Consider the following 22,039-nt stretch of genomic DNA (forward strand, 5'->3'; position numbering starts at 1 on the left):
GACAGCAACGTCCAGCCACAGAAGGGACTGGCGGTGGCCATCACCGATATCCAGGCTTTTTCCCACCTCACCGACACCGACATCGAGGCGCTCGGCCACGAGCTCGACACGATTCGCCGGTCGGTGGAGCAGTCACGCGGAGAGCGTGACGCGAAGTACATCCGGCGCACCATCGCCGCTCAGCGCGGTCTGGAGGTCGCGGCGAGGGCCGTGCTGTTCGGCAGCCGCAACCGGTGGGCCTGGCTGGCCGGCACCGCGATGCTCTCGGTCGCCAAGATCATCGAGAACATGGAGCTGGGCCACAACATCAGCCACGGTCAATGGGATTGGATGAACGATCCCGAGATCCACTCCACCACCTGGGAATGGGACCAGACCGGCCCGTCGGCGCAGTGGCGCCGCGCGCACAACTACTCCCACCACACCTACACCAACGTGCTGGGCAAGGACGAGGACCTCGGCTTCGGCATCCTGCGCATGACCAGGGACGAGCCGTGGCGGCCGATCCATCTGGTGCAGCCGGTGGCCAATCTGATCCTGGCGGCCACCTTCGAGTGGGGCATCGCCCTGCACGACTGGTCCATCGAAAAGCAGATCTCGAACGTTCCCGCCTGGGAACTCGGCTCGGCGCCGAACCGGGAATTCGCCCGCAAGATCCGCCGCCAGGTCGCGAAGGATTTCCTCATCTATCCGGCGCTGACCGGACCCGCCTGGAAGTCGACGCTGAAGGCGAACGCCACCGCGAATCTGGTGCGCAATCTGTGGGCCTACGCGGTGATCTTCTGCGGACATTTCCCGGACGGCGCGGAGAAGTTCACCATCGAGCAACTCGAGGGCGAGACGCAGGCCGAGTGGTACCTGCGCCAGATGCTCGGCAGCGCGAATTTCGACGCGGGGCCCGCGATGGCGTTCATGAGCGGCAATCTCTGCTATCAGATCGAGCACCATCTGTTCCCGGATCTGCCGAGCAACCGGTATCCCGAGATCGCCGAGCGGGTGCGGGAATTGTGCGACAAGTACGACCTGCCCTACACCACCGGTTCCCTGGGCAAGCAGTACCTGCTGGCTTTCCGCACGATTCACAAGCTGGCGCTTCCGGATCGTTTCCTCAAGCGCACCGCCGACGATGCCCCGGAGACGTCTTCCGAGCGCAAGTTCGTCGGTATCACGTTGCCGCACACCGAACGCTGGGGTGAGCACAACCGGCTGATCACCGACCCGGTGACCGGAAAGCGCCGCGGGCTGCGTTCGGCCATTCAGGAGGCCAAAGTCGCGCTGGAGGAAAAGGCGCGCCACGAAAAGCAGGTGCTCCGGGAGAAGAAGGCCGCGCTCAAAGAGCTCAAGCGCTCCGGGATGCGCGCGCGCCGGGCCTGAAATATCATGTCTCGGCCGCGATTTCAATGCGGGATTTACCACAGCCCGGTGGATGATTTGTCGCAGACCCAACAACCTACGGTCTCGTAACTTACGGTACTGTAACCGCCATGGCGATCTCGGATGTCAAGGAGTACGCGCACCTCACCGAAGCTGATGTAGAAGCCCTCGGTGCGGAGTTCGACGCGATTCGACGACAAATCGAAAGTTCACGCGGCGAATCGGACGCGCGTTATATCCGCAATGTCATCAGACTGCAGCGCGGCCTCGAAATCACCGGTCGCGCCATCCTGTTCGGCAGCCGGCGGCGGCCCGCCTGGCTGGCCGGCGCGGGCCTGCTCGGCGTGGCCAAGATCATCGAGAACATGGAGATCGGCCACAATGTGATGCACGGCCAGTGGGACTGGATGAACGACCCGGAAATCCACTCCACCTCCTGGGAATGGGACAACACCGACCCGTCCAAGCACTGGAAGCACACCCACAACTACCTGCACCACAAGTACACCAATGTGCTCGGCATGGACGACGACATCGGCTACGGCCTGCTGCGCGTCACCCGTGACCAGCGCTGGAAGCCGTTCAATCTCGGTAATCCGGTCTACAACCTGATCCTGCAGCTGCTGTTCCAGTACGGCGTCGCCATCCAGCATCTCGAGCTGGGCAAGGTGGCCACCGGGCGCATCAAGCCCGGCACCCCCGAGCGCGCGGAATTCGAGCGTAAGCGCGACGAGGTGATCGAGAAGGTCGGCAAGCAGGTCGTCAAGGACTACGTGATCTTCCCGGCGCTGACCGGCCGCGCGTTCTTCTCCACGTTCACCGCGAACATGACCGCCAACATGATCCGCAATGTCTGGTCCAACGCGATCATCTTCTGCGGACACTTCCCCGACGGCGCGGAGAAGTTCACCAAGTCGGACGTGGACAACGAGACCCATGCCGAGTGGTACCTGCGCCAGATGCTGGGCAGCGCCAACATTTCCGGCGGCAAGCTCCTGCACTTCATGTCGGGCAACCTCAGCCACCAGATCGAGCATCACCTGTTCCCCGATCTACCGAGCAACCGGTACGCCGAGATCGCGGTGCGGGTGCGCGAACTGTGCGACAAGTACGACCTGCCGTACACCACCGGTCCGCTGCCCGCGCAGTACTTCAAGGCCTGGCGCACCATCGTCAAGCTGTCGCTGCCGAACAAGTACCTGCGCCACACCGCCGACGACGCCCCCGAGACCGCTTCGGAGCGCCGCTTCAACGGTGCCACGGCGCCCAGCTTCGACCCGGTGACGGGCAAGCGACGCGGCCTGCGCACCGCGCTCGGGCAGCAGCGCCGCCGGTTCAGCCGGCGCTTCGCCTCGGCCTGATTCCGGAAGAACGACTGATCGGGCCGAACGCACCGCGCCCGTCCGCGCCCCTGGTTGACTGAGACGGTGAACGAGGAACAGGTCGGCCTGTACGAGGCCATTCGGACGCGGCGTGATGTGCGTGCGGAATTCACCGGCGATATCGTCGACGACGCGGTGCTGTGGCGCTTGCTCGAAGCGGCGCACCGGGCTCCCAGCGTCGGCAATTCGCAGCCGTGGGATTTCGTCGTGGTGCGCGAACCGGCGACCCTGCGCCGGTTCGCCGCTCATGTGGCGGACAAGCGGGTGGAATTCCGCGCCGGGCTGTCGCCGGACCGGGCCGTCACCTTCGAGCCCATCAAGATCGAGGGCATCGTCGAGAGCGGCACCGGGGTCGTGGTCACCTACGACCACGACCGCGGCGGACCGCAGGTGCTCGGCCGGGCCACCGTCCCCGAGACCGGGATCTACTCCACGGTGCTGGCCATCCAGAACCTGTGGCTGGCCGCCACCGCGGAGAAGATCGGCGTCGGCTGGGTGTCGTTCTACGACGCCGGCTTCCTCGCCGAACTGGTCGGCCTGCCCGAAGGCATCCGCCCGGTCGCCTGGTTGTGTGTCGGGCCGGTCCGCGAATTCCAGACCGTTCCGGATCTGGAGCGATTCGGCTGGCGCAGCGGCAGACCGCTCACCGAAGCCATCCACCACGAGCGGTTCGGCGCGGGCCTCGGCGCCCCTGAGCCCGCTACCGAAGCTGTTGCGCCGGAAGCGCATTCCTGACCGACCGCGCAGACGCACCGGCGAGTTCGTCGGCCGTCGTGATCACCATGCGGGCGCCGGTCGCACCGGGCAGATGTCCGAGACCACGACGACGGCCCGTCGCCGGATGGGCGACGGGCCGTGCACACATGGCGTCTAGGCCAGCCTGATGAGGCCGTAGTCGAACGCGTGACGTCGGTAGACCACCGAGGGGCGGTCGGTCTCCTTGTCATGGAAGAGGAAGAAATCGTGGCCGACGAGCTCCATCTGGTAGAGCGCGTCGTCGACCGTCATCGGTGCCGCGGTATGCACCTTGGTGCGCACGATATGGCCGGGACCGAGGTTTTCGTGCTCGTCTCGGTCGTGCTCGTGCCCGGCCGCTCCATCCCTACCCTGCGCGAACAGCGAGTCGTCGAGCAGGCTGGCGGTGGCCTCGGCGACCGAGAGCGGTGTCTTGTCGCCGTAGTGCACACGCCTGCGGTCCTTGGTGCGGCGCAGCCTGCTCTCCAGCTTGGCGGTCACCGATTCGAAGGCCGCGTAGAAGCTGTCCGCGCAGGCCTCGGCCCGGACGACCGGGCCCTTGCCGCGGGCGGTGATCTCCACGCGCTGGCACGCCTTCTTCTGGCGGCGGTTGCGCTCGTGGAAGAGCTCCACGTCGAAGAGGAAGATCGTCGGATCGAATCGTTCGAGCCGGGAGAGCTTGTCGGACACATAAATTCGGAAGTGGTCGGGTACTTCGACATTGCGCCCCTTGACGACGATCTCCGCTCGTGTCGGCCGTGGCCGCTCGGCGGATTCGTCGATTTCCATCGCAGTGGGCGTCGCGTCGAGCTCCGGCGCGTCGATGGTCGAGGGTTCTTTCACTGAAGGTCGTGAAGACGTCACGCGTACCTCCCGGATCTGGCCGCACCAACCTTTGCGCGTGCGGCGGGGTTGAGCCGTACCGAGACTGACTGATTCCGGCGAGACCGTTCCTGAGTGGATCGCGGGCAGCAGATCGACTGCGAACACTTTCGCGGGCTCCCTTCCGGCCCGCTCACGCCGGGAAATCACACGGCACGAAGTTTCCGAGGCGCCACCTCCAAACTCCCGGTTCGGGTGTGTGACCGCGACGGTAGTCCGCCCGCGAGAGGTTTGCCACCGTTCACGCAAATTTCCTCGAGTCAAGCCACACACGTCACGAAGAAGGCCACCACCGAGAGTCCCGAACATTCGAGAACCCGGACCGACTCGGTGGCCGTCGCACCGGTGGTGAGCACATCGTCCACCACCACTACCTCGCATTTTCCGGTGCGACCGACCTTCGCCAAGGCTCCGGGACGCAGTGATACCCGACCGCTCAGATTGTGCCTGCGCTCACCGGGCGACAGGCCCACCGAATCGTGTACGCCGCGCCATACCCGCAACATCGGAATCGCCCGGCAATTGCGCAGATACCCGGCCGCAATGCCGGCGACACGGAGCACCGGATCGCCTCCGCGCATCCGGGCGGCCGCGCGTCTGCTCGGCGCGGCCACCAGCAACAGCGGCCGGTCACGAGTGCGCAGCCGAGCCAACCCCCGGGCCAGTGCGCGGCCCAGCGGCCCGGCGAGATCGCGGCGACCGCGTTCCTTGATCGCCAGTACCGCGCAGCGCGCGGGCCCGGTGTAGGGCGCCAGCGCCCAGCACGGGACACCGGGATCGGTGCGGGGTCGCACCCGGACGGGCGGGCCGGCCAGCGCGGCGTCGCAACCCGTACACCACGCCGTACCCGCGCGAGCGCAGCCGCCGCAGGCCACGGGGAGCATCAGATCCAGCAGGGTTCGCATGCACCGAGTGTGCACCCGCACCTCGACGGCTCCGGCGTATCCACGCCGGGTTGTCCACAGCCGCAGGGGGTGTGGACAACCCCGCCTGGTCAGCCGGGCAGCACGGGAGTCGCGTCGTTGCCGACCAGACCGGGCATCTCGGTCCAGTAGGACGGCTCACCGGTATTGCCGGTCAGTTCCAGCACGCCACGCGCGTCGGCGACGTACTGGGCGCCGGGCGTGGCGGCGACCGCGCGCACCGGCGGTGTCAGGTTCGGCGAGGTGACCGGGCGCCACTCCGAGCCGTCGATGCGCACCGTGGAGACCGGGTCGATATTGCCCTCCCTGGCGATCAGCAGGGTGTCCCCGCCGATCCAGCTCAGCGAGACCGCGCTGCTGCTCAGGCCGACCGCGACCGGAACCGGTGTGGTCAGCGCGTAGCCGCCGTTCGCGCCGCGCACGATCAGAGCCACGTAGACCTTGCCGTCGGCGATGAGGGCCGCACGAACGCCGGTGCGGGAGATACGCAGTTCGGTGATCGGCATGCGCAATGTCGGCCCCGCCGGATCGGAAGTCAGGCCGCTGATGTCGACCGGCTGCCTGGACACGGTATTGGTCGCGCTGTCGTGCACTGCCCTGATCACCTGGACGCCGTCGATCACCGCCCAGGCCGCGCTGCCGTCGGCGTTCCAGGAAGGGCGGGAAATGGTCGTGCCCTCGGCGACCGGGATCGCCGTGCCGCCGTAGGTGCCCACCATCAGCGTGCGCTGCGGCTCGGGCGCCGGACGGCCGGCGTCGGCCACCGCGGCGACCAGCTGACCGTCCGGGGAGAGCGCGGCCGAGCGCAGATTGCTGACCGACCCGAAATAGCCGGGCACGTCCACCACCCCGCCGTCGGTGACCTGGGCCAGCGTGCCACCCCGCAGCGCGTGCAGGCCGATACGATCGACCGCGCTCACCGACGGGTTGAGGTAGTCCACATCGCCGACGGTCCAGCCGCCGACCGCGTACCGGTCGTCGAGCGGCTGCCCGTCGGCCAGCAGGATGTAGGGGCCGGGAATGTCGGCCTGGGACAGGGTCAGGACGACCTGCCCGGCCAGCATCTCCTTGTCGCGCTGGTTCAGCCCGCCCGCGCCCGCGAAGTCCACGCGGATGCCGCCCAGCCCGACGCCGACATCCTGCGGGTCGCCGTTGGCCTTGGTGATCGGCCCGCGCAGCGTCACCGGCGGCGCCAGCCGGTTGCCCACCACCGGCGCGAGACTCTGGTGCGGCCCTTCGATGAGCAGCCCGAGCAGCCGCTGGGCCAGCTGGTTCTTGGGGACCGAGAGCCAGCGCAGATCCGGCACGGCCGCGGTGCCGGTCGGGTCGGCGAAATACAGCACGTAGCGGCGGTAGGACTTGGCGAACGCGCCCACGTCCATCACGACGCCCGCGGGCAGCGACTCGATGCGCCACTCGCCGTCGACCTTGACCATCTCGATCTTGTTCTCGAGGGTGGGCTCGGTGACCGCGCGATACGCGCCGTCGCCGGACAGCTCGGCCACCCGCTGCGCGCGGATCCGGTACGTGGCCCGGTCACCCTCGCGCGATTCCAGCAGGGTGTCGGGCCGTTCCACGATGGTGGTGCTCAGCGTGTCGTCCCACTGCGCCGACGCCGACGGAGTCATGTACTGGCGCGCGGCCAGGTGCCGGGTGGCCGGGTCGGCGGTGGCCGCCAGGAAATCCCGCAGCAGCAGGTCGGGATCGCGCCCGGCGATCGGTGGGGCGGGCCCGTCGAGGGCGGGCTCGCGGTCGATGGTGCGCAGCGCCTGCGGGGCGGACGACTCCGGCAGGCTCGCGCAGCCGGTGAGCACCATGAGCACGATGAGCAACAACGCGGGGAGCCCGGTGCGGCCGGAAGACCGGACAACTCGCATCGTCATGACGGTTCACCTCCACGTTCGCTGAGCGCGTGGCTGCCGTCGGAGGAATCGGACGAGCGTACCCCCACGCCGTTCTCGCTCTCGGCCGAGGAAGGCTGTCCGGTTCCGGCGCCGTCGGCGGCGTCGCCGGTTTCCTCGGTGTCGACCGGCGCGGCCGCGCGTGGCGCGGGCCGGTACATCGGCACGGTCGGAATGTCCACCGGGTCGCCCTCGATGGGCACCGGCTCCGAGGGGCGCGGCGGTGTCCTGCGCACCGCGGCCTCCAGCGGCAAGGGGCTGGTTCCCATTTTGCGTCCGCGCGTCATCGGCAGCGTCAGCCGGAAGCTGGCGCCCACGCCGATCTCGCCCCAGGCCTCGAGCCGGCCCGCGTGCAGATTGGCGTCCTCGACACTGATGGACAGGCCGAGTCCGGTGCCGCCCGAGCGGCGCATCCGGGACGGGTCCGAGCGCCAGAACCGGTTGAAGACCAGCTTGTCCTCGCCGGGACGCAGGCCGACGCCCTGGTCGCGGACCACGAACGCCACCGCGTTGGCGTCGGCGTCGCCGCGCATCCGCAGCAGCACGGGCTTGCCCTCGCTGTGGTCGATGGCGTTGGCGAGCAGATTGCGCAGCACCCGCTCCACCCGTCGTGGATCGACCTCGGCGACGACCGGGTCCTCCGGCAGGTCGGTGACCACCTCCACGCCGGATTCCTTGGCCAGATGGCGCACGGTGGAGATCGCGGCCCGCGCGCACATCCGCACATCCAGCGATTCCACCTGCAACTCGGCCACGCCCGCGTCATGACGGCTGATCTCGAGCAGGTCGTTGAGCAGGCCCTCGAACCGGTCCAGTTCGGTGACCAGCAGTTCGGCGCTGCGGGCCAGCGCCGGATCCAGCTGGTCGCTGGAGCCGTGGATGAGGTCGGCGGCCATCCGCACGGTGGTCAGCGGGGTACGCAGCTCATGGCTGACATCGGAGGTGAACCGGCGCTGCAGATTGCCGAATTCCTCCAGCTGGGTGATCTGGTTCGACAGGCTCTCGGCCATCTCGTTGAACGCCTGCGCCAGCCGCGCCATGTCGTCCTCGCCGCGCACCAGCATGCGTTCCTTGAGACGCCCGTCGGCGAAGCGGCTGGCGATACGCGCGGCCGACCGGATCGGCAGCACCACCTGTCTGGTGACCAGCGCGGTGATGGCGGCGAGCAGCACCAGCAACACCAGGCCGCCGATCATCATCGTGCCGCGCATGAGGGCGAGACTGCTCTCCTCGTTGGCCAGCGGGAAGATCAGATAGACCTCCAGCGTGGGCACCTCCGCGCTGGGGCTGCCGATGATCAGCGCGCGCCCGTGATAGCCGTCGGGGTCGGCGACCGTGGCGAACTGATAGCTGATCTGGTTGCGCTGCACGAAGCGACGTAATTCGGCGGGCACCTCGGACACCGGCCCGGCCTCGGCCTGCTGCTGCGCCGAGCTACCGACGACGATGAGCGCGGTGTCGAAGCTGCCCGCCGCGCCACTGGAACGGCCCGAACCGCCGCGATTGGACACCTCGCTGCGCGCGTCGGTCAATGCCTTGCGGAGGGTGTCGATGTCGTAGACGCCCGACACCTTGTCCTCGACCGCCACGCGGACCCGGTTGATCTCCTCTTCCGCCGCATTGACCTTCGCATCGAGCAGGCGGTCGGTGATCTGACTGGTCAGCACGACACCGAGAATGGTGATCACGATCAGCGACAGCGTCAACGTCGAGACGATGACGCGCAACTGCAACGAACGACGCCACAGATGCCCGAGGGCGGTACCCAAATCGGTGAACCAGGCGCCGACCGGGGCCAGCGACCGTTCCAGTCGTGGAATCACCCCGCGCGAGGCGGGACGCTTCCCATCGGTCACGGCGGTCCGGCCTTGTAGCCGACGCCGCGGACGGTCAGCACGATCTCCGGGTTCTCCGGATCCTTCTCCACCTTCGCGCGCAGCCGCTGCACGTGCACGTTGACCAGCCGGGTGTCGGCGGCATGGCGGTAGCCCCACACCTGCTCGAGCAGCACCTCACGGGTGAACACCTGGCGCGGCTTGCGCGCCAGCGCCACCAGCAGGTCGAACTCCAGCGGCGTCAGCGAGATCTGCTGGCCGGCGCGCGAGACCTTGTGCGCGGGCACGTCGATGAGGACGTCGGCGATCTGGAGCTGCTCGGCGGGCTCGTCCTCGGTGCGGCGCAGCCGGGCCCGCACGCGCGCGACGAGTTCCTTGGGCTTGAACGGCTTGACGATGTAGTCGTCGGCACCCGATTCCAGGCCGAGCACCACGTCGACGGTGTCGGTCTTGGCGGTGAGCATGACGATCGGGACACCGGAGTCGGCCCGCAGCACCCGGCAGACGTCGATGCCGTTCATACCGGGCAGCATCAGGTCGAGCAGGACCAGATCGGGGCGGATCTCGCGCACCGCGGCCAGCGCCTGTGTGCCGTCACCGACCACGTGCGGGTCGAAACCCTCCCCGCGTAGGACGATCGTCAGCATCTCCGCGAGCGCCATATCGTCGTCGACGACCAGAATCTTCGGCTTCATGGTTATATGTTGTCATCTCCCAGGCGAGGATCGGGCCGCCACGCCAAATAATGGCGAGCAGCCGAATAAACGTAGCTCGCCGAATTGACCGACTCGGTCGAATCGGGACAAGGCGAACCGGAAAACCGATAGAACATTATCGAGCGATCATGTCGGCCAGCCGTGCGGCCAGTGCCACCGGATCATCGCCGGGCCGGTATGTCCACCACGGTCCGTGCCAGTTCCGCTCGGCGAGCTCACGGTACACCGCCAGCGTGCGCTTCTGCAGCCCACCGTCGCGTTCGTAGGCGTCCAGCGGCCTGCTCTCGTCGAGTTCGGTGCGCCTGCGGGCGCGTTCGGCGGCGAGCTCGGTGTCCACGTCGAGCAGCAATTGCACGTCGGGCACGGGCAGGCCGAACCGGCCGAACTCCAGATCCGCTGTCCAGCCGACGATTTCGCCGTCGGCGGACTGGTGCAGCCGCGCCGCGTTGTAGGCGGCGTTGGAGGCCACGTAGCGATCGAGGATCACGATGTCGTTGGCGGCCAGCAGCTTCGACAGCTCGTCGCGCGCGTCGGCACGGTCCAGGGCGAACATCAGTGCCATCGCGTACACCGAGGACGCGAGGTCACCGTGCGCGCCGTGCAGCGCCTCGGAGGCCAGATCCGCGTGCACCGAACGCCCGTAGCGCGGAAAGGCGAGCGTGGCCGCCCGCACTCCCCGCGCCCCGAGCGCGGCCACGACGGCGTCGGTCAGCGTGCGCTTTCCGGCGCCGTCGAGGCCCTCCAGTGCGATCAGCACCTGATGATCGGACATCAGTAGCGGTAGTGCTCCGGCTTGTACGGGCCCTCCACGTCCACGCCGATGTACTCGGCCTGGTCCTTGGTCAGCTTGGTGAGCCGACCGCCGAGGGCCTCCACGTGGATGCGCGCGACCTTCTCGTCGAGATGCTTGGGCAGCCGGTAGACCTCGTTGTCGTAGTCCTGCGGCTTGGTCCACAGCTCGATCTGCGCGATGACCTGGTTGGAGAAGCTGTTCGACATCACGAACGACGGGTGCCCGGTGGCATTGCCGAGATTGAGCAGACGGCCCTCGGAGAGCACGATGATCGAGCGGCCGGTCTCGCCGAAGGTCCACAGGTCGACCTGCGGCTTGATCTCGAGGCGGGTGGCGCCGGAGTTCTCCAGGGCCGCCATGTCGATCTCGTTGTCGAAGTGGCCGATATTGCCCAGGATGGCCTGTTCCTTCATCGCCTTCATGTGATCGAGGGTGATGATGTCCTTGTTGCCGGTCGCGGTGATCACGATGTCGGCGTCGGCGATGGCCTGCTCGACGGTCACCACGTCGTAGCCGTCCATCAGCGCCTGCAGCGCGTTGATCGGATCGATCTCGGTGACCTGCACGCGCGCGCCCTGGCCTGCCAGCGAATCCGCGCAACCCTTGCCCACGTCGCCGTAGCCGCAGATCAGCACCTTCTTGCCGCCGATGAGCACGTCGGTGCCGCGATTGATGCCGTCGATCAGCGAGTGGCGGGTGCCGTACTTGTTGTCGAACTTGGACTTGGTGACCGAGTCGTTGACATTGATCGCCGGGAACACCAGCTCGCCGGCGGCGGCGAACTGGTAGAGACGCAGCACGCCGGTGGTGGTCTCCTCGGTGACGCCCTTGACGCTCTCGGCGATGGCGGTCCACTTGCCCTTGTCGGACTGCAGACGCTCGCGCAGCAGATTCAGGAAGACCTTGTACTCGGCCGAGTGGGTCTCGTCCTCCGGCGGGACGACGCCCGACTTCTCGAACTGGGCGCCGCGCAGCACCAGCATGGTGGCGTCGCCACCGTCGTCGAGAATCATGTTGGCGGGCTCGTTCGGCCAGGTCAGCATCTGCTCGGCGGCCCACCAGTACTCCTCCAGGGTCTCGCCCTTCCAGGCGAAGACCGGGGTGCCCTTGGGCTCGTCGACGGTGCCGTGCGGGCCGACGACCACCGCGGCGGCGGCGTGGTCCTGGGTCGAGAAGATGTTGCAGGAGGCCCAGCGGACCTCGGCGCCGAGGGAGACCAGGGTCTCGATGAGCACGGCGGTCTGCACGGTCATGTGCAGCGAGCCGGAGATGCGCGCGCCCTTCAGCGGCTGCACGTCGGCGTATTCACGGCGCAGGGCCATCAAGCCGGGCATCTCGTGCTCGGCCAGCCGGATCTCCTTGCGGCCGAACTCGGCCAGAGCCAGATCAGCCACCTTGTAGTCGATGCCGTTGCGGACATCCGCGGTCAGGGACGTGCGAGCGGGAAGTTCTGAGGTCGTCATCTGCCTCTCCTGGTTCGGCTGTACCGGTGCAAGGCTAGCGCCGTCGGCGGGGCGGAGTTGCCCCACCTACACACTCGGCTCCCGATACCGGGCCGCTCAGGCGAGCGCGCCGTGCTCGGTCAGAATCCTGGCGCGTTTGCGGGGCGCGATATTGGCGAGGGTGATATCGCCACCGTAGTGCGCCAGCAATCGGCGATCCATCACCGCCCGCCACAGCGGCGGAATGGCGGCGAACAGGATCATGGTCGCGTAACCGCCCGGCAACTGCGGCGAGACTTCCGAGCTGCGCAGGGTCTGGTAGCGCCTGCCGGGGTTTGCGTGATGGTCGCTGTGGCGCTGCAGATGGAACAGGAAGATGTTGGTCACGAGCCGGTCGCTGTTCCAGCTGTCGCGCGGCGAGCAGCGCGCCCAGCGGCCGTTCGGACGTCGCTCCCGCAGCAGTCCGTAGTGCTCGACGTAGTTCACCGTCTCCAGCAGACCGACGCCGATCATCGCCTGCAGCACCAGCCACGGCAGGATGTGCCAGCCGAAGACCAGCATCAGCCCGCCGAACAACACGATCGTCATGGACCAGGCCTGCAGGATGTGGTTGCGCGGGCTCCACCAACCCTGTCCCGCACGGGCCAGGCGCTCCTTCTCCAGCGCGATCCCCGAGCGGAAGCCGCCGACCACGGTGCGGGGCAGGAACTCCCACAGCGACTCGCCCATCCGGGCGCTGGCCGGGTCCTCGGGGGTGGCCACCCGCACGTGGTGACCGCGGTTGTGCTCGACGAAGAAGTGGCCGTACCCGGACTGGGCGAGCGCGATCTTGGCCAGCCAGCGCTCCAGCTTCTCGACCCGGTGGCCGAGTTCGTGAGCGGCGTTGATGCCGATGCCGCTGACCAGGCCGAGCGTGGTGGCCAGGCCCGCCTTGTCCAGCAGACTCAGATCGTCGCCCGCCCACATGGCCGACGCGATCAGCAAGCCGATCATCTGGACGGGCAGGAACAGGTAGGTGCACCAGCGGTAGTACCGATCGTTGGACAACTGCTCGTAGTCCTCGTCGCGGGGATTGGTGCCGTCCTCACCCACGATCCAGTCGAGGAGCGGGATGATCACCAGCACGATGATCGGCCCGATCCACCAGAAGACCTCCATGCCGGTCCGCAGCACGAGCTGGGAGGGCAGCAACGCCGACGCAGGGGCGATCAGCCCGAGCACCCACAAGTGGCGTTTGGGGTCCCTCGCAATCGCTGATTTGCCATCCGTTTGCACTTTGCCCCGCCTAATGGACTGCCTGACTCTTCAGGGAAATACATACAGGGTCGCCTGCCGTTACAGGGCCTCTACCCTCGCAAAGGTGGGCGCCAGCACAATCCGATCGGTCGGTCCAACCGACCGCCACAGCTCGAAGTTGAAACGTACAGCACACTTCCCGCAAAGCCAAATGCCCTGCCCGGATTATCCTTATTCCGTCTCGCGAGCGGCCAGGATGCCGGCGATATAGGGGCTCAGCAAATCGGCCAGCTCGGCGGGTCCGTTGCGGCCGGGGCCGGGCGGATTCGGGATATAGCTCAGCGCGATCCGCACCAGCGCGTGGGCGAGCACATCGGCTTCGGCGGGGGTGGCCGCGACCCAGCTGTCCACGAACACCGCCGTCAGCCGGGCGGTCGCGTGCTCCACGAGCGGGGCCGCGTCCAAGGTGATCAGCCGCAGCAGGTCCGGCTTCACCTCTCCGGCCAGCAGCGAGCACACCAGCGGATCGGTCGCCGCGTCCAGGAAGAAACCGGACAGTCCCTCGCGAATGGCGGCGCCCGGGTCGCCGACGTTCGCGGCGACCGCCGCGCCCACGTGATCGACCAGGTCGTCGGCCAGGCGCAGGGCGTAACTCTGCGCCAAGCCGGCCCGTGAGCCGAACTCGTTGTAGAGGGTCTGCCTGCTCACCCCGGCCCGGCCCGCCACATCCCCGACGGTGATCTTGGACCAGTCCCGCTCGATCAGCAGGGCGCGCATCGCGTCCAGGATCGAAGCGCGCAGCAGTTCCCTGGTCGCCTCCTGGAAGGGCGAGGACGGTCCGCGGCTCCCCACCTCAGGACCGCTCGATCTCGACCATGAAGAAGTCGGCCTTGGCGGCGCCGCAGTCCGGGCAGGTCCAATCCTCGGGAATGTCGTCCCACCGAGTGCCCGGCGCAATGCCGTCCTCGGGCCAGCCCTTCGCTTCGTCGTATTCGAAGCCGCACTGCGCGCATTGATACAACTTGTATTCGGTCACAGCGTTACTCCCACCGGTTCGAAATCGATCTTCTCACGGACTCCGCAGTCCGGGCAGCACCAGTCGTCGGGCACGGCCGCCCACGGGGTTCCCGCCGGAAATCCCTCGTGTGGGGCGCCTTTCGATTCTTCGTAGACGTATTCGCATACGGGGCAACGATAAGCGCTCATCGTGCGGCCGCCGCTCCGTATTCGGCCAGCACCCGGCTGCGAGTACGCGGATGGATATTCGCACGGGTGATGTCGCCGCCGTAGTGCGCGAGCACCCGCTTGTCCATCACCTTGCGCCACAGCGGCGGAACGTAGGCGAGCATGATCATGGTCGCGTAGCCGCTGGGCAGATTCGGTGCACCGTCCCAGCTGCGCAGCGTCTGGTACCGCCGGGTGGGGTAGGCGTGATGATCGCTGTGGCGCTGCAGATGGTACAGGAACACATTGGTGACCAGGTGGTCGCTGTTCCAGCTGTGCGTCGGCGCCGGCCGCTCGTAACGCCCGGACGCGGTGCGCTGCCGCGCCAGCCCGTAGTGCTCCAGGTAGTTGACCACCTCCAGCAGGCTGAACCCGAACACCGCCTGCAGGATCAGGTAGGGCAGCAGCCCGATGCCGAACACCGCGAGCAGCGCCGCGTACAGCGCCACCGACATCGCCCAGGCCTGGAGCAACTCGTTACGCCAGGTCCACGGCCCGGTACCGATCCGCTCCAGCCGCGTCTTCTCCAGCCGCCAGGCCGAGACCAGACTCCCCGTCACCGTCCGCGGCAGGAATTCCCAGAACGACTCGCCCAGCCTCGAGCTGGCCGGGTCCTCCGGGGTGGCCACCCGCACGTGGTGGCCGCGGTTGTGCTCGATGTAGAAGTGACCGTAGAAGGTCTGGGCCAACGCGATACGCGAGAGCCAGCGCTCGAGGTCGACCTTCTTGTGGCCGAGTTCGTGGGCGGTGTTGATGCCGATGCCACCGATCAGCCCCACGGTGATCGCCAGCCCGATCTTGTCCGCGACGTGCAGGCCGCCGTCGATGCCCAGCCAGCTCAGGTCGTCGGCGGTGATCAGGTAGCAGGCCATGACCAGCGCGGCGTATTGGAAGGGCAGGTAGAGATAGGTCAGGTAGCGGTAGTAGCGGTCGTTCTCGAGGTGGGCGATCACCTCGTCCGGCGGGTTCTCCCCATCGGGGCCGACGAATCGGTCGGCGAGCGGGATGACGATGTAGAGCAGGATCGGGCCGAGCCAGAAAGGCAGATGGGCCAAGCCGTGCCAACCGTTCTCGTTCAGAATCCAGATCGCGGGCAGGCCGATGGTGAACAGGCCTGTCGGTACGAACAGACCCCACAGCCAGTAGTAGCGCTTGCGGTCGCGCCAGCTCGACGCCTCCAAGGTCCGGCCGGCCGCATCGGCGTCAGTCGACATCTTCGTCTCCCTCCATGCGCGCATCTGTGACACGCATTACATACAAGTTCGACAATACGATGTCGCCTGTCTGCGGTCTATACAAATTCGAAGATTTGTATAGTCGTGATTCCGTCAGTCGACCGCGACCGGACCGCGACGTTGTTCCCGGAAGCCCTCCCCGACGATCCTTCGCATCACCTACCGCAGCGGCACGTCGAAGCCCGGCGGCAGCGCGTCGACCGGCCACCACCGCAGGTCGGTCGACTCGGCGCTGCGCACCGGCACCGCGCCCGCCGGCGCGGTGATACGGAAGAGCAGGTCCAGATGCCGGGTCGGCTGCCCGAGCGAGCAGGTGATCGGATGCGCGTGCGCACCGAAGAGCCCCGGCTCGAGACGCAAGCCCGCGATACCGGACTCCTCGGTGGCCTCCCGCAGCGCCGCGGCTGCCACCGTCTCGTCGGGCTCCTCGCAGTGCCCGCCGAGCTGGAGCCACCGGCCGACCCGGGGATGCAGCGTCAACAGCACCTCGCGCTCGTCGGCGGAGAAGACCACCGCCGAGGCGGTGATGTGTCCCGGCACATGCTCACGCAGACACCCGCGCGGTGCCGAACCCAGGAACGCGAGCATCGACTCGCGGATCGACTCCTCCGGCCCGGACCGGACGCGCCAGCTGTGCAGCAATTCGGTCGCCGAGGCGTGCAGGGATTCCGCGCTCACAGCTCGACCAGCCCTTCCCCGCCCGCGCGCGGCGGCCGCGGCGCGAGTTCCTCGGCGGGATGTCCCACCGCGACCGCGCCGAGGGGATGCCAGTCCGCGGCCAGTCCCAGCTCGGCGCGGGTCACCTCGGGCGCGAAGATGGTCGAGCCGATCCAGCAACTGCCGACCCCCTCGGCGGCCAGCGCCACCAGCAGGCCCTGCACCGCCGCGCCCGCCGCGACGGTGAACATGGTCCGCTCGGCCGCCTGCCTGCGCTCGTCGGGATAGTCGTGCGCGCCGTCGGGGACCATGCACGGGATGATCACCTCGGGCGCGTCGAACAGAATGCGCCCGCGCGCGATTCGCCGTTCGACCCGCTCCTGATCGAGGCCGTCCGCGGTGAGATCGGCGCGCCATTTCTCGGCCAGCGCGGTGAGGAGCCGCTCACGCCGGTCCCGGTCGCGCACCCACACGAACCGCACCGGGCGGGTGTGATGCGGAGCCGGGGCGGTCAACGCGACGGCGACCGCGGCGCGGACACGCTCGGGTTCGACTGCGGCATCGGTGAATTCGCGCACCGAGCGGCGCAACAGCACCGCCTCCCGCCTGCCCTGCTGCACGGCTTCGGCGGTGCCGAGCCAGAACAAGTCCTCCTCCCCCGAGCGCACCAGGTCCGCCGCGCCGGACCCGTCGTCCTCGTAGGGCAATCCGCGCACGACAGCCACCGGCACCGCACGCAACTTGCCCTTCACCAGATCGGCGGCCGCGGCCAGTTCGTCGGCGACGGCGACCTGGGTGACGTGCAGCTCGTTACCCTGCCCGTCGATCGCCCCGTTGTAGTCGTGCAGCACCCGCAGGCCCGCGGACCCGATCGCGGTGTCGGTCTGCCCGTTGCGCCAGGCCCGGCCCATCGTGTCGGTGATCACGACCGCCACCCGGACGCCGAGCCGCTGCGCCAGCCCGGTGCGCACCTCGCGGGCACTGGCATCGGGATCGGAAGGCAGCAGCACCAATTCGTCGCGCTCGACATTGGATCCGTCCACCCCCGAGGCGGCCTGCACGATGCCGAGCTTGTTCTCGGTGATGAGCGTGCGCCCCTTGCGAGCGAGCACCCGTACGGCCTCCTGCTCGACGAGCGCCCGCCGCACGGCATCGCGTTCCTCGGGATCCACCGGCGCGGCCACCACCCGCCCCTCGGCCTTGGCGACGATCTTGCTGGTGATGACGAGGATGTCGCCGTCACGCAACCACGGCGCGGCCTCGGCGATCGCGGCGGTGACATCGTCGCCGGGACGGAACTCCGGCAGTCCGGGCACCGGCAGGATGCTCAGACCCTCGGCGCCGTGATCGATGGGCGTGCTCACAGCGTCACCCCGGCCAGATCCAGTGCCTCGCGGACGATTTCGGCGGTGGTCGGCGGATCGGTCATCAGCAACGGGACACTGCGCACCTCGACGCCGGGCACATCGGCGGTATCGGTGCTGTGCACCAGCCAGCCGTCGAGTATGCCGTTGGCCGACCGCGCGCCGTAATGCCTGCCGATGGCCTCGGCGGTGGTCTCCACGCCGATCACCGACAGGCACTCGTCGGCCATCCCGCGCAGCGGCTTCCCATCGATGACTCCGGACACTCCGACGACTTTCGCCTGCGTCGTGCGCAACGCGCCGCGGATTCCGGGGACGGCCAGGATCGAACCGATGCTGACGACCGGATTCGACGGGGCCAGTAATACCGCATCACATCTCTCTATGAGATCGATCACACCGGGCGCCGGTTTCGCGTCTTCTGCTCCGATTGGGGCAAAACCATGCGTTTCGACGTTTGCGCGATACCGCACCCACCACTCCTGAAAATGGATCGCGCGACGTTCGCCAGGGTTCTCCGGATCGGTCACAACAACATGCGTTTCACACCTGTCGTCGGTTGCCGGGATGAGTTTCACACCTGGCTGCCAACGGTTGCACAGCGCCTCGGTGACCGCCGACAGCGGGTAGCCGGCCCGCAACATTTCCGTCCGAATGAGATGGGTGGCGATATCGCGATCCCCCAGGCCGAACCAGTCCGGCTGCGCGCGATATGCCGCGAGCTCTTCCTTGGCGTGCCAGGTCTCGCCGACCCGGCCCCAGCCACGCTCGGTATCAATGCCGCCACCCAGCGTGTACATGCAGGTGTCGAGGTCGGGACAGATTCTCAGACCGTGCATCCAGACGTCGTCGCCGACGTTCACGATCGCCGAGATCTGCGAATCGGGGAGAAGTTCACGCACGCCCTGCAGGAAGCGCGCACCGCCGACGCCGCCGACGAGCACGGCGATCTCGGGGCCCGCGGCAGGCGTGATGTCCGCGTGTTGTCCAGTCACATCCGCACAGCCTATGCGTTGCGACGCAAACCTCACGATCCAGCATATTTGCTGCTCATTTGCTATTCTGCGTCTCAGGACGGCCGCGGAAATCGGGTCCGGATAGTAACGGAATAGCGACAGCGGCTTGACCATCGATACACGCGGCGTGTCTAATCACAGACATGTCATTCCGGGTTCGCGCGAGAGTGCATGGCGCGAACGGCATTTCGAACAGATGTTCGCATCGGATTGATGTGCTCGGGGATGTCCGCGGGACTACATCGCGGGGTAGTGCCGTCGGTGTGCGTGTTGGTCCGACGGAAAGAAGCATTCTGCGCTAACACACAGTGAGGAGGCGGAGCGATGACCGAAGACATGGTCGCGCGAACCGATTCCACAGCAGGCGCAGCACGTGGCGTCTGCGCTGACATCGGCCGCGAACACGACGGGGGTGAAGCGGTGTCGACTCCTCGACTCAGCCTGGTCGTCACGGGCTTTGACGAGATGTTCGAATCCATCGAAGAGCAGTGGCAGGAACGCGCCCTGTGCGCGCAAACGGATCCGGAGGCGTTCTTCCCGGAAAAGGGCGGCTCCACGCGCGAAGCGAAGCGAATCTGCATGGGATGCGAGGTGCGCGACGAGTGCCTGGAATACGCACTCGCCCATGACGAGCGGTTCGGCATCTGGGGCGGCCTCTCCGAGCGGGAGCGCCGTCGCCTCAAGCGCGGCATCATCTGACGGGCTTCGACCCGCACCGGCTCCCGATTCCGGGGCCGGTGCGGGTTCAGCCGATCCCGGTCTGCACCGCGTTCGCAGTCTTCCCCTAGATTTTCTTCCATGGCCCGCTCTCGCAATCGACGACCGCCGACCGCTCGGTCGGTCATCCGCCGCGGCCGCGGCGTGCGCGGTCCGATGCTCCCACCGACAGTGCCCGCCTGGCGAACCAGGGGCCAGCAGTTCGACCGGCTGGTCCTCGAGGCCTTCGCGCCGATCGATTCGCGCTGGCACGACCGGCTCACCAAACTCGACATCGCCGTCGACGACGTGCCGAAAATCCGTCCACTGCATCCCGATTCGGTCACCTGGCCGGACGAGGTCGTCGCCGACGGGCCGGTGCCGCTGTCGCGCCTGGTGCCCGCGGGCGTCGACCGGCACGGCGCGGCCACCCGCGCGCGCGTCGTGCTCTTCCGCAAACCGCTGGAATTGCGCGCCGGCGACCCCGACGATCTGGTCGATCTGTTGCGCGAAGTACTCATCCAGCAGGTCGCGACCTACCTCGGCGTCGACCCCGATGTGATCGACCCGGACGCGCAATAGCGGCGCGGTCAAATAGTCGCCGTCGTGTGATGTGTCCCAATTCACGGTCCGGGCGTTCGCATGTTCGCACGCGAATTCGGCCGGCGGGAAGTCGACCCAGCGTGTCTGTACACATACCGGAGGCAGGCGCGATACTCTCAACGACGTGATCCCCATGCGTCGTTGCTGCCGACCCGGCTGCAAGAACCCGGCCGTCGCGACGCTCACGTATGTCTATTCCGATTCCACCGCGGTGGTCGGTCCACTGGCCACCGTGGCCGAACCGCATTCCTGGGATCTGTGCGAAACGCACGCCTCCCGGATCACCGCTCCGAAGGGCTGGGAACTGGTCCGCCACGAGGGCGGTTTCTCCAGCAGTACCGACGACGACGATCTGACCGCGCTGGCCGAGGCCGTGCGGGAGGCGGGCCTGCGCAGGCGTCCCCCGGAATCCGATCATCGGGGCTATCGCGAGTACGCGCCGCCACAGCAGCGCGCCACCAGGACGGGCCGTCGCGGTCATCTGCGCGTGCTGCCCGATCCCCCGAGCTGACCGGCGATCCGTCCCGCGCCGGGCCGGCCGATGCACTCGGGTGGGCAGTGCTCCTTGCTGTTCCGGGCGCCCACTAGGGTGTGGGGCATGACAGTGGCCCGCTCTGCCGAGTCCGTTAATGCGGTGATCAAGGCATACGACGTGCGTGGTGTGGTCGGTGACCAGATCGACGCCCGCTTCACCCAGGACGTGGGAGCGTCCTTCGCCCGGCTGATGCGCGCCGAGGGCGCGACCCGGGTGGTCATCGGACACGATATGCGCGAGTCCTCCCCCGAGCTCGCGAACGCCTTCGCCGCGGGCGTCACCGCGCAGGGCCTCGATGTCACCCACATCGGGTTGGCCTCCACCGACGAGCTGTACTTCGCCTCCGGCCGATTCGGCTGCCCCGGCGCGATGTTCACCGCCAGCCACAATCCGGCTCGCTACAACGGGATCAAGCTCTGCCGGGCCAACGCGCTGCCGGTCGGCCAGGACACCGGCCTGGCGACCATCAAGGACGAACTCGTCGCCGGCGTCCCGGAATACGACGGCGCGCCCGGCAGCGTCGACACCGTCGAACTGCTCGACGACTACGCCGAGTTCCTGCGCGAGCTGGTTCGGCTGTCCGGCGAGCGCCCGCTGACCATCGCGGTGGACGCGGGCAACGGCATGGGCGGGCACACCGTCCCCGCCGTGCTCGGCGCGCTCGAGCACGTGAAGATCGTGCCGCTGTTCTTCGAACTCGACGGCACCTTCCCCAATCACGAGGCCAACCCGCTGGATCCGAAGAATCTGGTGGATCTGCAGCACCTGGTTCGCGAGTCCGGCGCCGATATCGGCCTGGCCTTCGACGGCGACGCCGATCGCTGCTTCGTGGTGGACGAGAAGGGCGACCCGGTGTCCCCCTCGGCGATCACCGCGCTGGTCGCCGAGCGCGAGCTGGCCAAGGAGCCGGGCGCGACCATCATCCACAACCTGATCACCTCGAAGGCCGTTCCCGAGCTGGTGCGCTCGCTGGGCGGTACCCCGGTGCGCACCCGTGTCGGCCACTCCTTCATCAAGCAGCAGATGGCCGCCACCGGCGCGGTGTTCGGCGGCGAGCACTCGGCGCACTACTACTTCCGCGACTTCTGGGGCGCCGACTCCGGCATGCTGGCCGCCCTGCACGTGCTGGCCGCCCTCGGTGAGACCGATCGCCCGGTCTCGGAGCTGATGGCGTCCTACAACGCCTATGCCGCCTCCGGCGAGATCAACTCCACCGTCGACGACGCCGCGGCGCGCACCGCCGCGGTGCTGGACGCCTTCGCCGGACGCGCGAAGTCGGTGGACCGGCTCGACGGCGTGACCGTGCAACTGGCCGACGACGCCTGGTTCAATCTGCGCGCCTCCAACACCGAACCGCTCCTGCGGCTCAATGTGGAGGCCCGGTCGGCCGAAGAAGTAGACGCACTCGTAACCGAGATCCTGAGCGTCGTGCGGTCCTGACTGCAATAGTGGAATAACAGACTTTGGATTCGCCCGACCAGGGCACGGTG

General features: G+C 67.7%; 22 protein-coding genes. 7 read left to right on the forward strand and 15 right to left on the reverse strand.

Annotated features, from left to right (window positions below):
- Positions 1-33: 33 nt before the first annotated feature.
- The 3 genes from ON26_RS21100 (at position 34) to bluB (ending at position 3,491) form a co-directional block, all read left to right on the forward strand.
- Positions 34-1,374 carry a fatty acid desaturase family protein gene (locus ON26_RS21100; RefSeq protein WP_040797949.1) on the forward strand — a complete coding sequence of 447 codons (1,341 nt, stop codon included), beginning with the start codon at positions 34-36 and terminating at the stop codon, positions 1,372-1,374.
- A gap of 110 nt (positions 1,375-1,484) precedes the next feature.
- Positions 1,485-2,735, forward strand: coding sequence for a fatty acid desaturase family protein (locus tag ON26_RS21105; RefSeq protein ID WP_040797950.1), 1,251 nt, complete (start codon positions 1,485-1,487; stop codon positions 2,733-2,735).
- A 66-nt stretch (positions 2,736-2,801) separates the two neighbouring features.
- Complete coding sequence (gene bluB / locus ON26_RS21110; RefSeq protein ID WP_051027315.1) at positions 2,802-3,491, forward strand: 5,6-dimethylbenzimidazole synthase; 690 nt, start codon at positions 2,802-2,804, stop codon at positions 3,489-3,491.
- Between the two features lie 135 nt (positions 3,492-3,626).
- Here the strand turns inward: bluB and hpf are convergent, their stop codons facing one another.
- From hpf to cofD, 15 genes are all read right to left on the reverse strand, one after another.
- Entirely contained in the window at positions 3,627-4,280 is a 654-nt protein-coding gene (hpf, locus tag ON26_RS21115) for a ribosome hibernation-promoting factor, HPF/YfiA family (RefSeq protein WP_040797951.1), read from the reverse strand.
- Positions 4,281-4,633: 353 nt separating this feature from the next.
- Positions 4,634-5,278 (reverse strand): ComF family protein, encoded by a 645-nt coding sequence (locus ON26_RS21120; RefSeq protein ID WP_040797952.1) that lies wholly within the window; start codon positions 5,276-5,278, stop codon positions 4,634-4,636.
- A gap of 89 nt (positions 5,279-5,367) precedes the next feature.
- Positions 5,368-7,179 (reverse strand): MtrAB system accessory lipoprotein LpqB, encoded by a 1,812-nt coding sequence (lpqB, locus tag ON26_RS21125; protein WP_040797953.1) that lies wholly within the window; start codon positions 7,177-7,179, stop codon positions 5,368-5,370.
- The gene (gene mtrB / locus ON26_RS21130) at positions 7,176-9,053 is read right to left on the reverse strand and encodes an MtrAB system histidine kinase MtrB (RefSeq protein ID WP_083884257.1); all 1,878 of its coding nucleotides are present in this window, start codon (positions 9,051-9,053) and stop codon (positions 7,176-7,178) included. Before mtrB ends, lpqB begins: the two co-directional genes overlap by 4 nt.
- Positions 9,050-9,727 (reverse strand): MtrAB system response regulator MtrA, encoded by a 678-nt coding sequence (gene mtrA, locus ON26_RS21135; RefSeq protein WP_040797954.1) that lies wholly within the window; start codon positions 9,725-9,727, stop codon positions 9,050-9,052. The genes mtrB and mtrA overlap by 4 nt, the downstream gene beginning before the upstream one ends.
- A 136-nt stretch (positions 9,728-9,863) precedes the next feature.
- Positions 9,864-10,520 (reverse strand): dTMP kinase, encoded by a 657-nt coding sequence (locus ON26_RS21140; protein WP_174375425.1) that lies wholly within the window; start codon positions 10,518-10,520, stop codon positions 9,864-9,866.
- Positions 10,520-12,004 (reverse strand): adenosylhomocysteinase, encoded by a 1,485-nt coding sequence (gene ahcY / locus ON26_RS21145; protein ID WP_040797955.1) that lies wholly within the window; start codon positions 12,002-12,004, stop codon positions 10,520-10,522. Before ahcY ends, ON26_RS21140 begins: the two co-directional genes overlap by 1 nt.
- Before the next feature lie 96 nt (positions 12,005-12,100).
- Entirely contained in the window at positions 12,101-13,204 is a 1,104-nt protein-coding gene (locus tag ON26_RS21150) for an alkane 1-monooxygenase (protein ID WP_085999062.1), read from the reverse strand.
- A 246-nt stretch (positions 13,205-13,450) separates the two neighbouring features.
- Positions 13,451-13,996 carry a TetR/AcrR family transcriptional regulator gene (locus ON26_RS21155; RefSeq protein WP_083884262.1) on the reverse strand — a complete coding sequence of 182 codons (546 nt, stop codon included), beginning with the start codon at positions 13,994-13,996 and terminating at the stop codon, positions 13,451-13,453.
- Between the two features lie 76 nt (positions 13,997-14,072).
- A complete protein-coding gene (locus ON26_RS21160; protein ID WP_040797958.1) occupies positions 14,073-14,255 on the reverse strand; it encodes a rubredoxin in 183 nt (60 codons plus the stop codon).
- Positions 14,252-14,425, reverse strand: a complete 174-nt coding sequence (locus ON26_RS32495; RefSeq protein ID WP_083884258.1) for a rubredoxin — start codon at positions 14,423-14,425, stop codon at positions 14,252-14,254. The genes ON26_RS21160 and ON26_RS32495 overlap by 4 nt, the downstream gene beginning before the upstream one ends.
- On the reverse strand, positions 14,422-15,657 hold the full coding sequence (locus ON26_RS21165) for an alkane 1-monooxygenase (RefSeq protein ID WP_040798001.1): 1,236 nt from the start codon (positions 15,655-15,657) through the stop codon (positions 14,422-14,424). Before ON26_RS21165 ends, ON26_RS32495 begins: the two co-directional genes overlap by 4 nt.
- Positions 15,658-15,837: 180 nt before the next feature.
- A complete protein-coding gene (locus ON26_RS21170) occupies positions 15,838-16,356 on the reverse strand; it encodes an NUDIX hydrolase (protein ID WP_040797959.1) in 519 nt (172 codons plus the stop codon).
- Positions 16,353-17,699, reverse strand: a complete 1,347-nt coding sequence (locus ON26_RS21175; protein WP_040797960.1) for a coenzyme F420-0:L-glutamate ligase — start codon at positions 17,697-17,699, stop codon at positions 16,353-16,355. The genes ON26_RS21170 and ON26_RS21175 overlap by 4 nt, the downstream gene beginning before the upstream one ends.
- On the reverse strand, positions 17,696-18,829 hold the full coding sequence (gene cofD, locus ON26_RS21180) for a 2-phospho-L-lactate transferase (protein WP_083884259.1): 1,134 nt from the start codon (positions 18,827-18,829) through the stop codon (positions 17,696-17,698). Before cofD ends, ON26_RS21175 begins: the two co-directional genes overlap by 4 nt.
- Before the next feature lie 351 nt (positions 18,830-19,180).
- Here cofD and ON26_RS21185 point away from each other — a divergent pair, with 351 nt between their 5' ends.
- From ON26_RS21185 to ON26_RS21200, 4 genes are all read left to right on the forward strand, one after another.
- Positions 19,181-19,414 carry a WhiB family transcriptional regulator gene (locus ON26_RS21185; RefSeq protein WP_040797961.1) on the forward strand — a complete coding sequence of 78 codons (234 nt, stop codon included), beginning with the start codon at positions 19,181-19,183 and terminating at the stop codon, positions 19,412-19,414.
- A 99-nt stretch (positions 19,415-19,513) separates the two neighbouring features.
- On the forward strand, positions 19,514-19,993 hold the full coding sequence (locus tag ON26_RS21190) for a metallopeptidase family protein (protein ID WP_169333755.1): 480 nt from the start codon (positions 19,514-19,516) through the stop codon (positions 19,991-19,993).
- 154 nt (positions 19,994-20,147) lie between these two features.
- Complete coding sequence (locus ON26_RS21195; RefSeq protein WP_040797963.1) at positions 20,148-20,525, forward strand: DUF3499 domain-containing protein; 378 nt, start codon at positions 20,148-20,150, stop codon at positions 20,523-20,525.
- Positions 20,526-20,618: 93 nt separating this feature from the next.
- The gene (locus tag ON26_RS21200; RefSeq protein ID WP_174375428.1) at positions 20,619-21,989 is read left to right on the forward strand and encodes a phosphomannomutase/phosphoglucomutase; all 1,371 of its coding nucleotides are present in this window, start codon (positions 20,619-20,621) and stop codon (positions 21,987-21,989) included.
- The last annotated feature ends 50 nt before the right edge of the window (positions 21,990-22,039 follow it).

It is taken from the genome of Nocardia higoensis NBRC 100133, from assembly GCF_000308595.1.
Classification (GTDB): Bacteria; Actinomycetota; Actinomycetes; order Mycobacteriales; family Mycobacteriaceae; genus Nocardia; species Nocardia higoensis.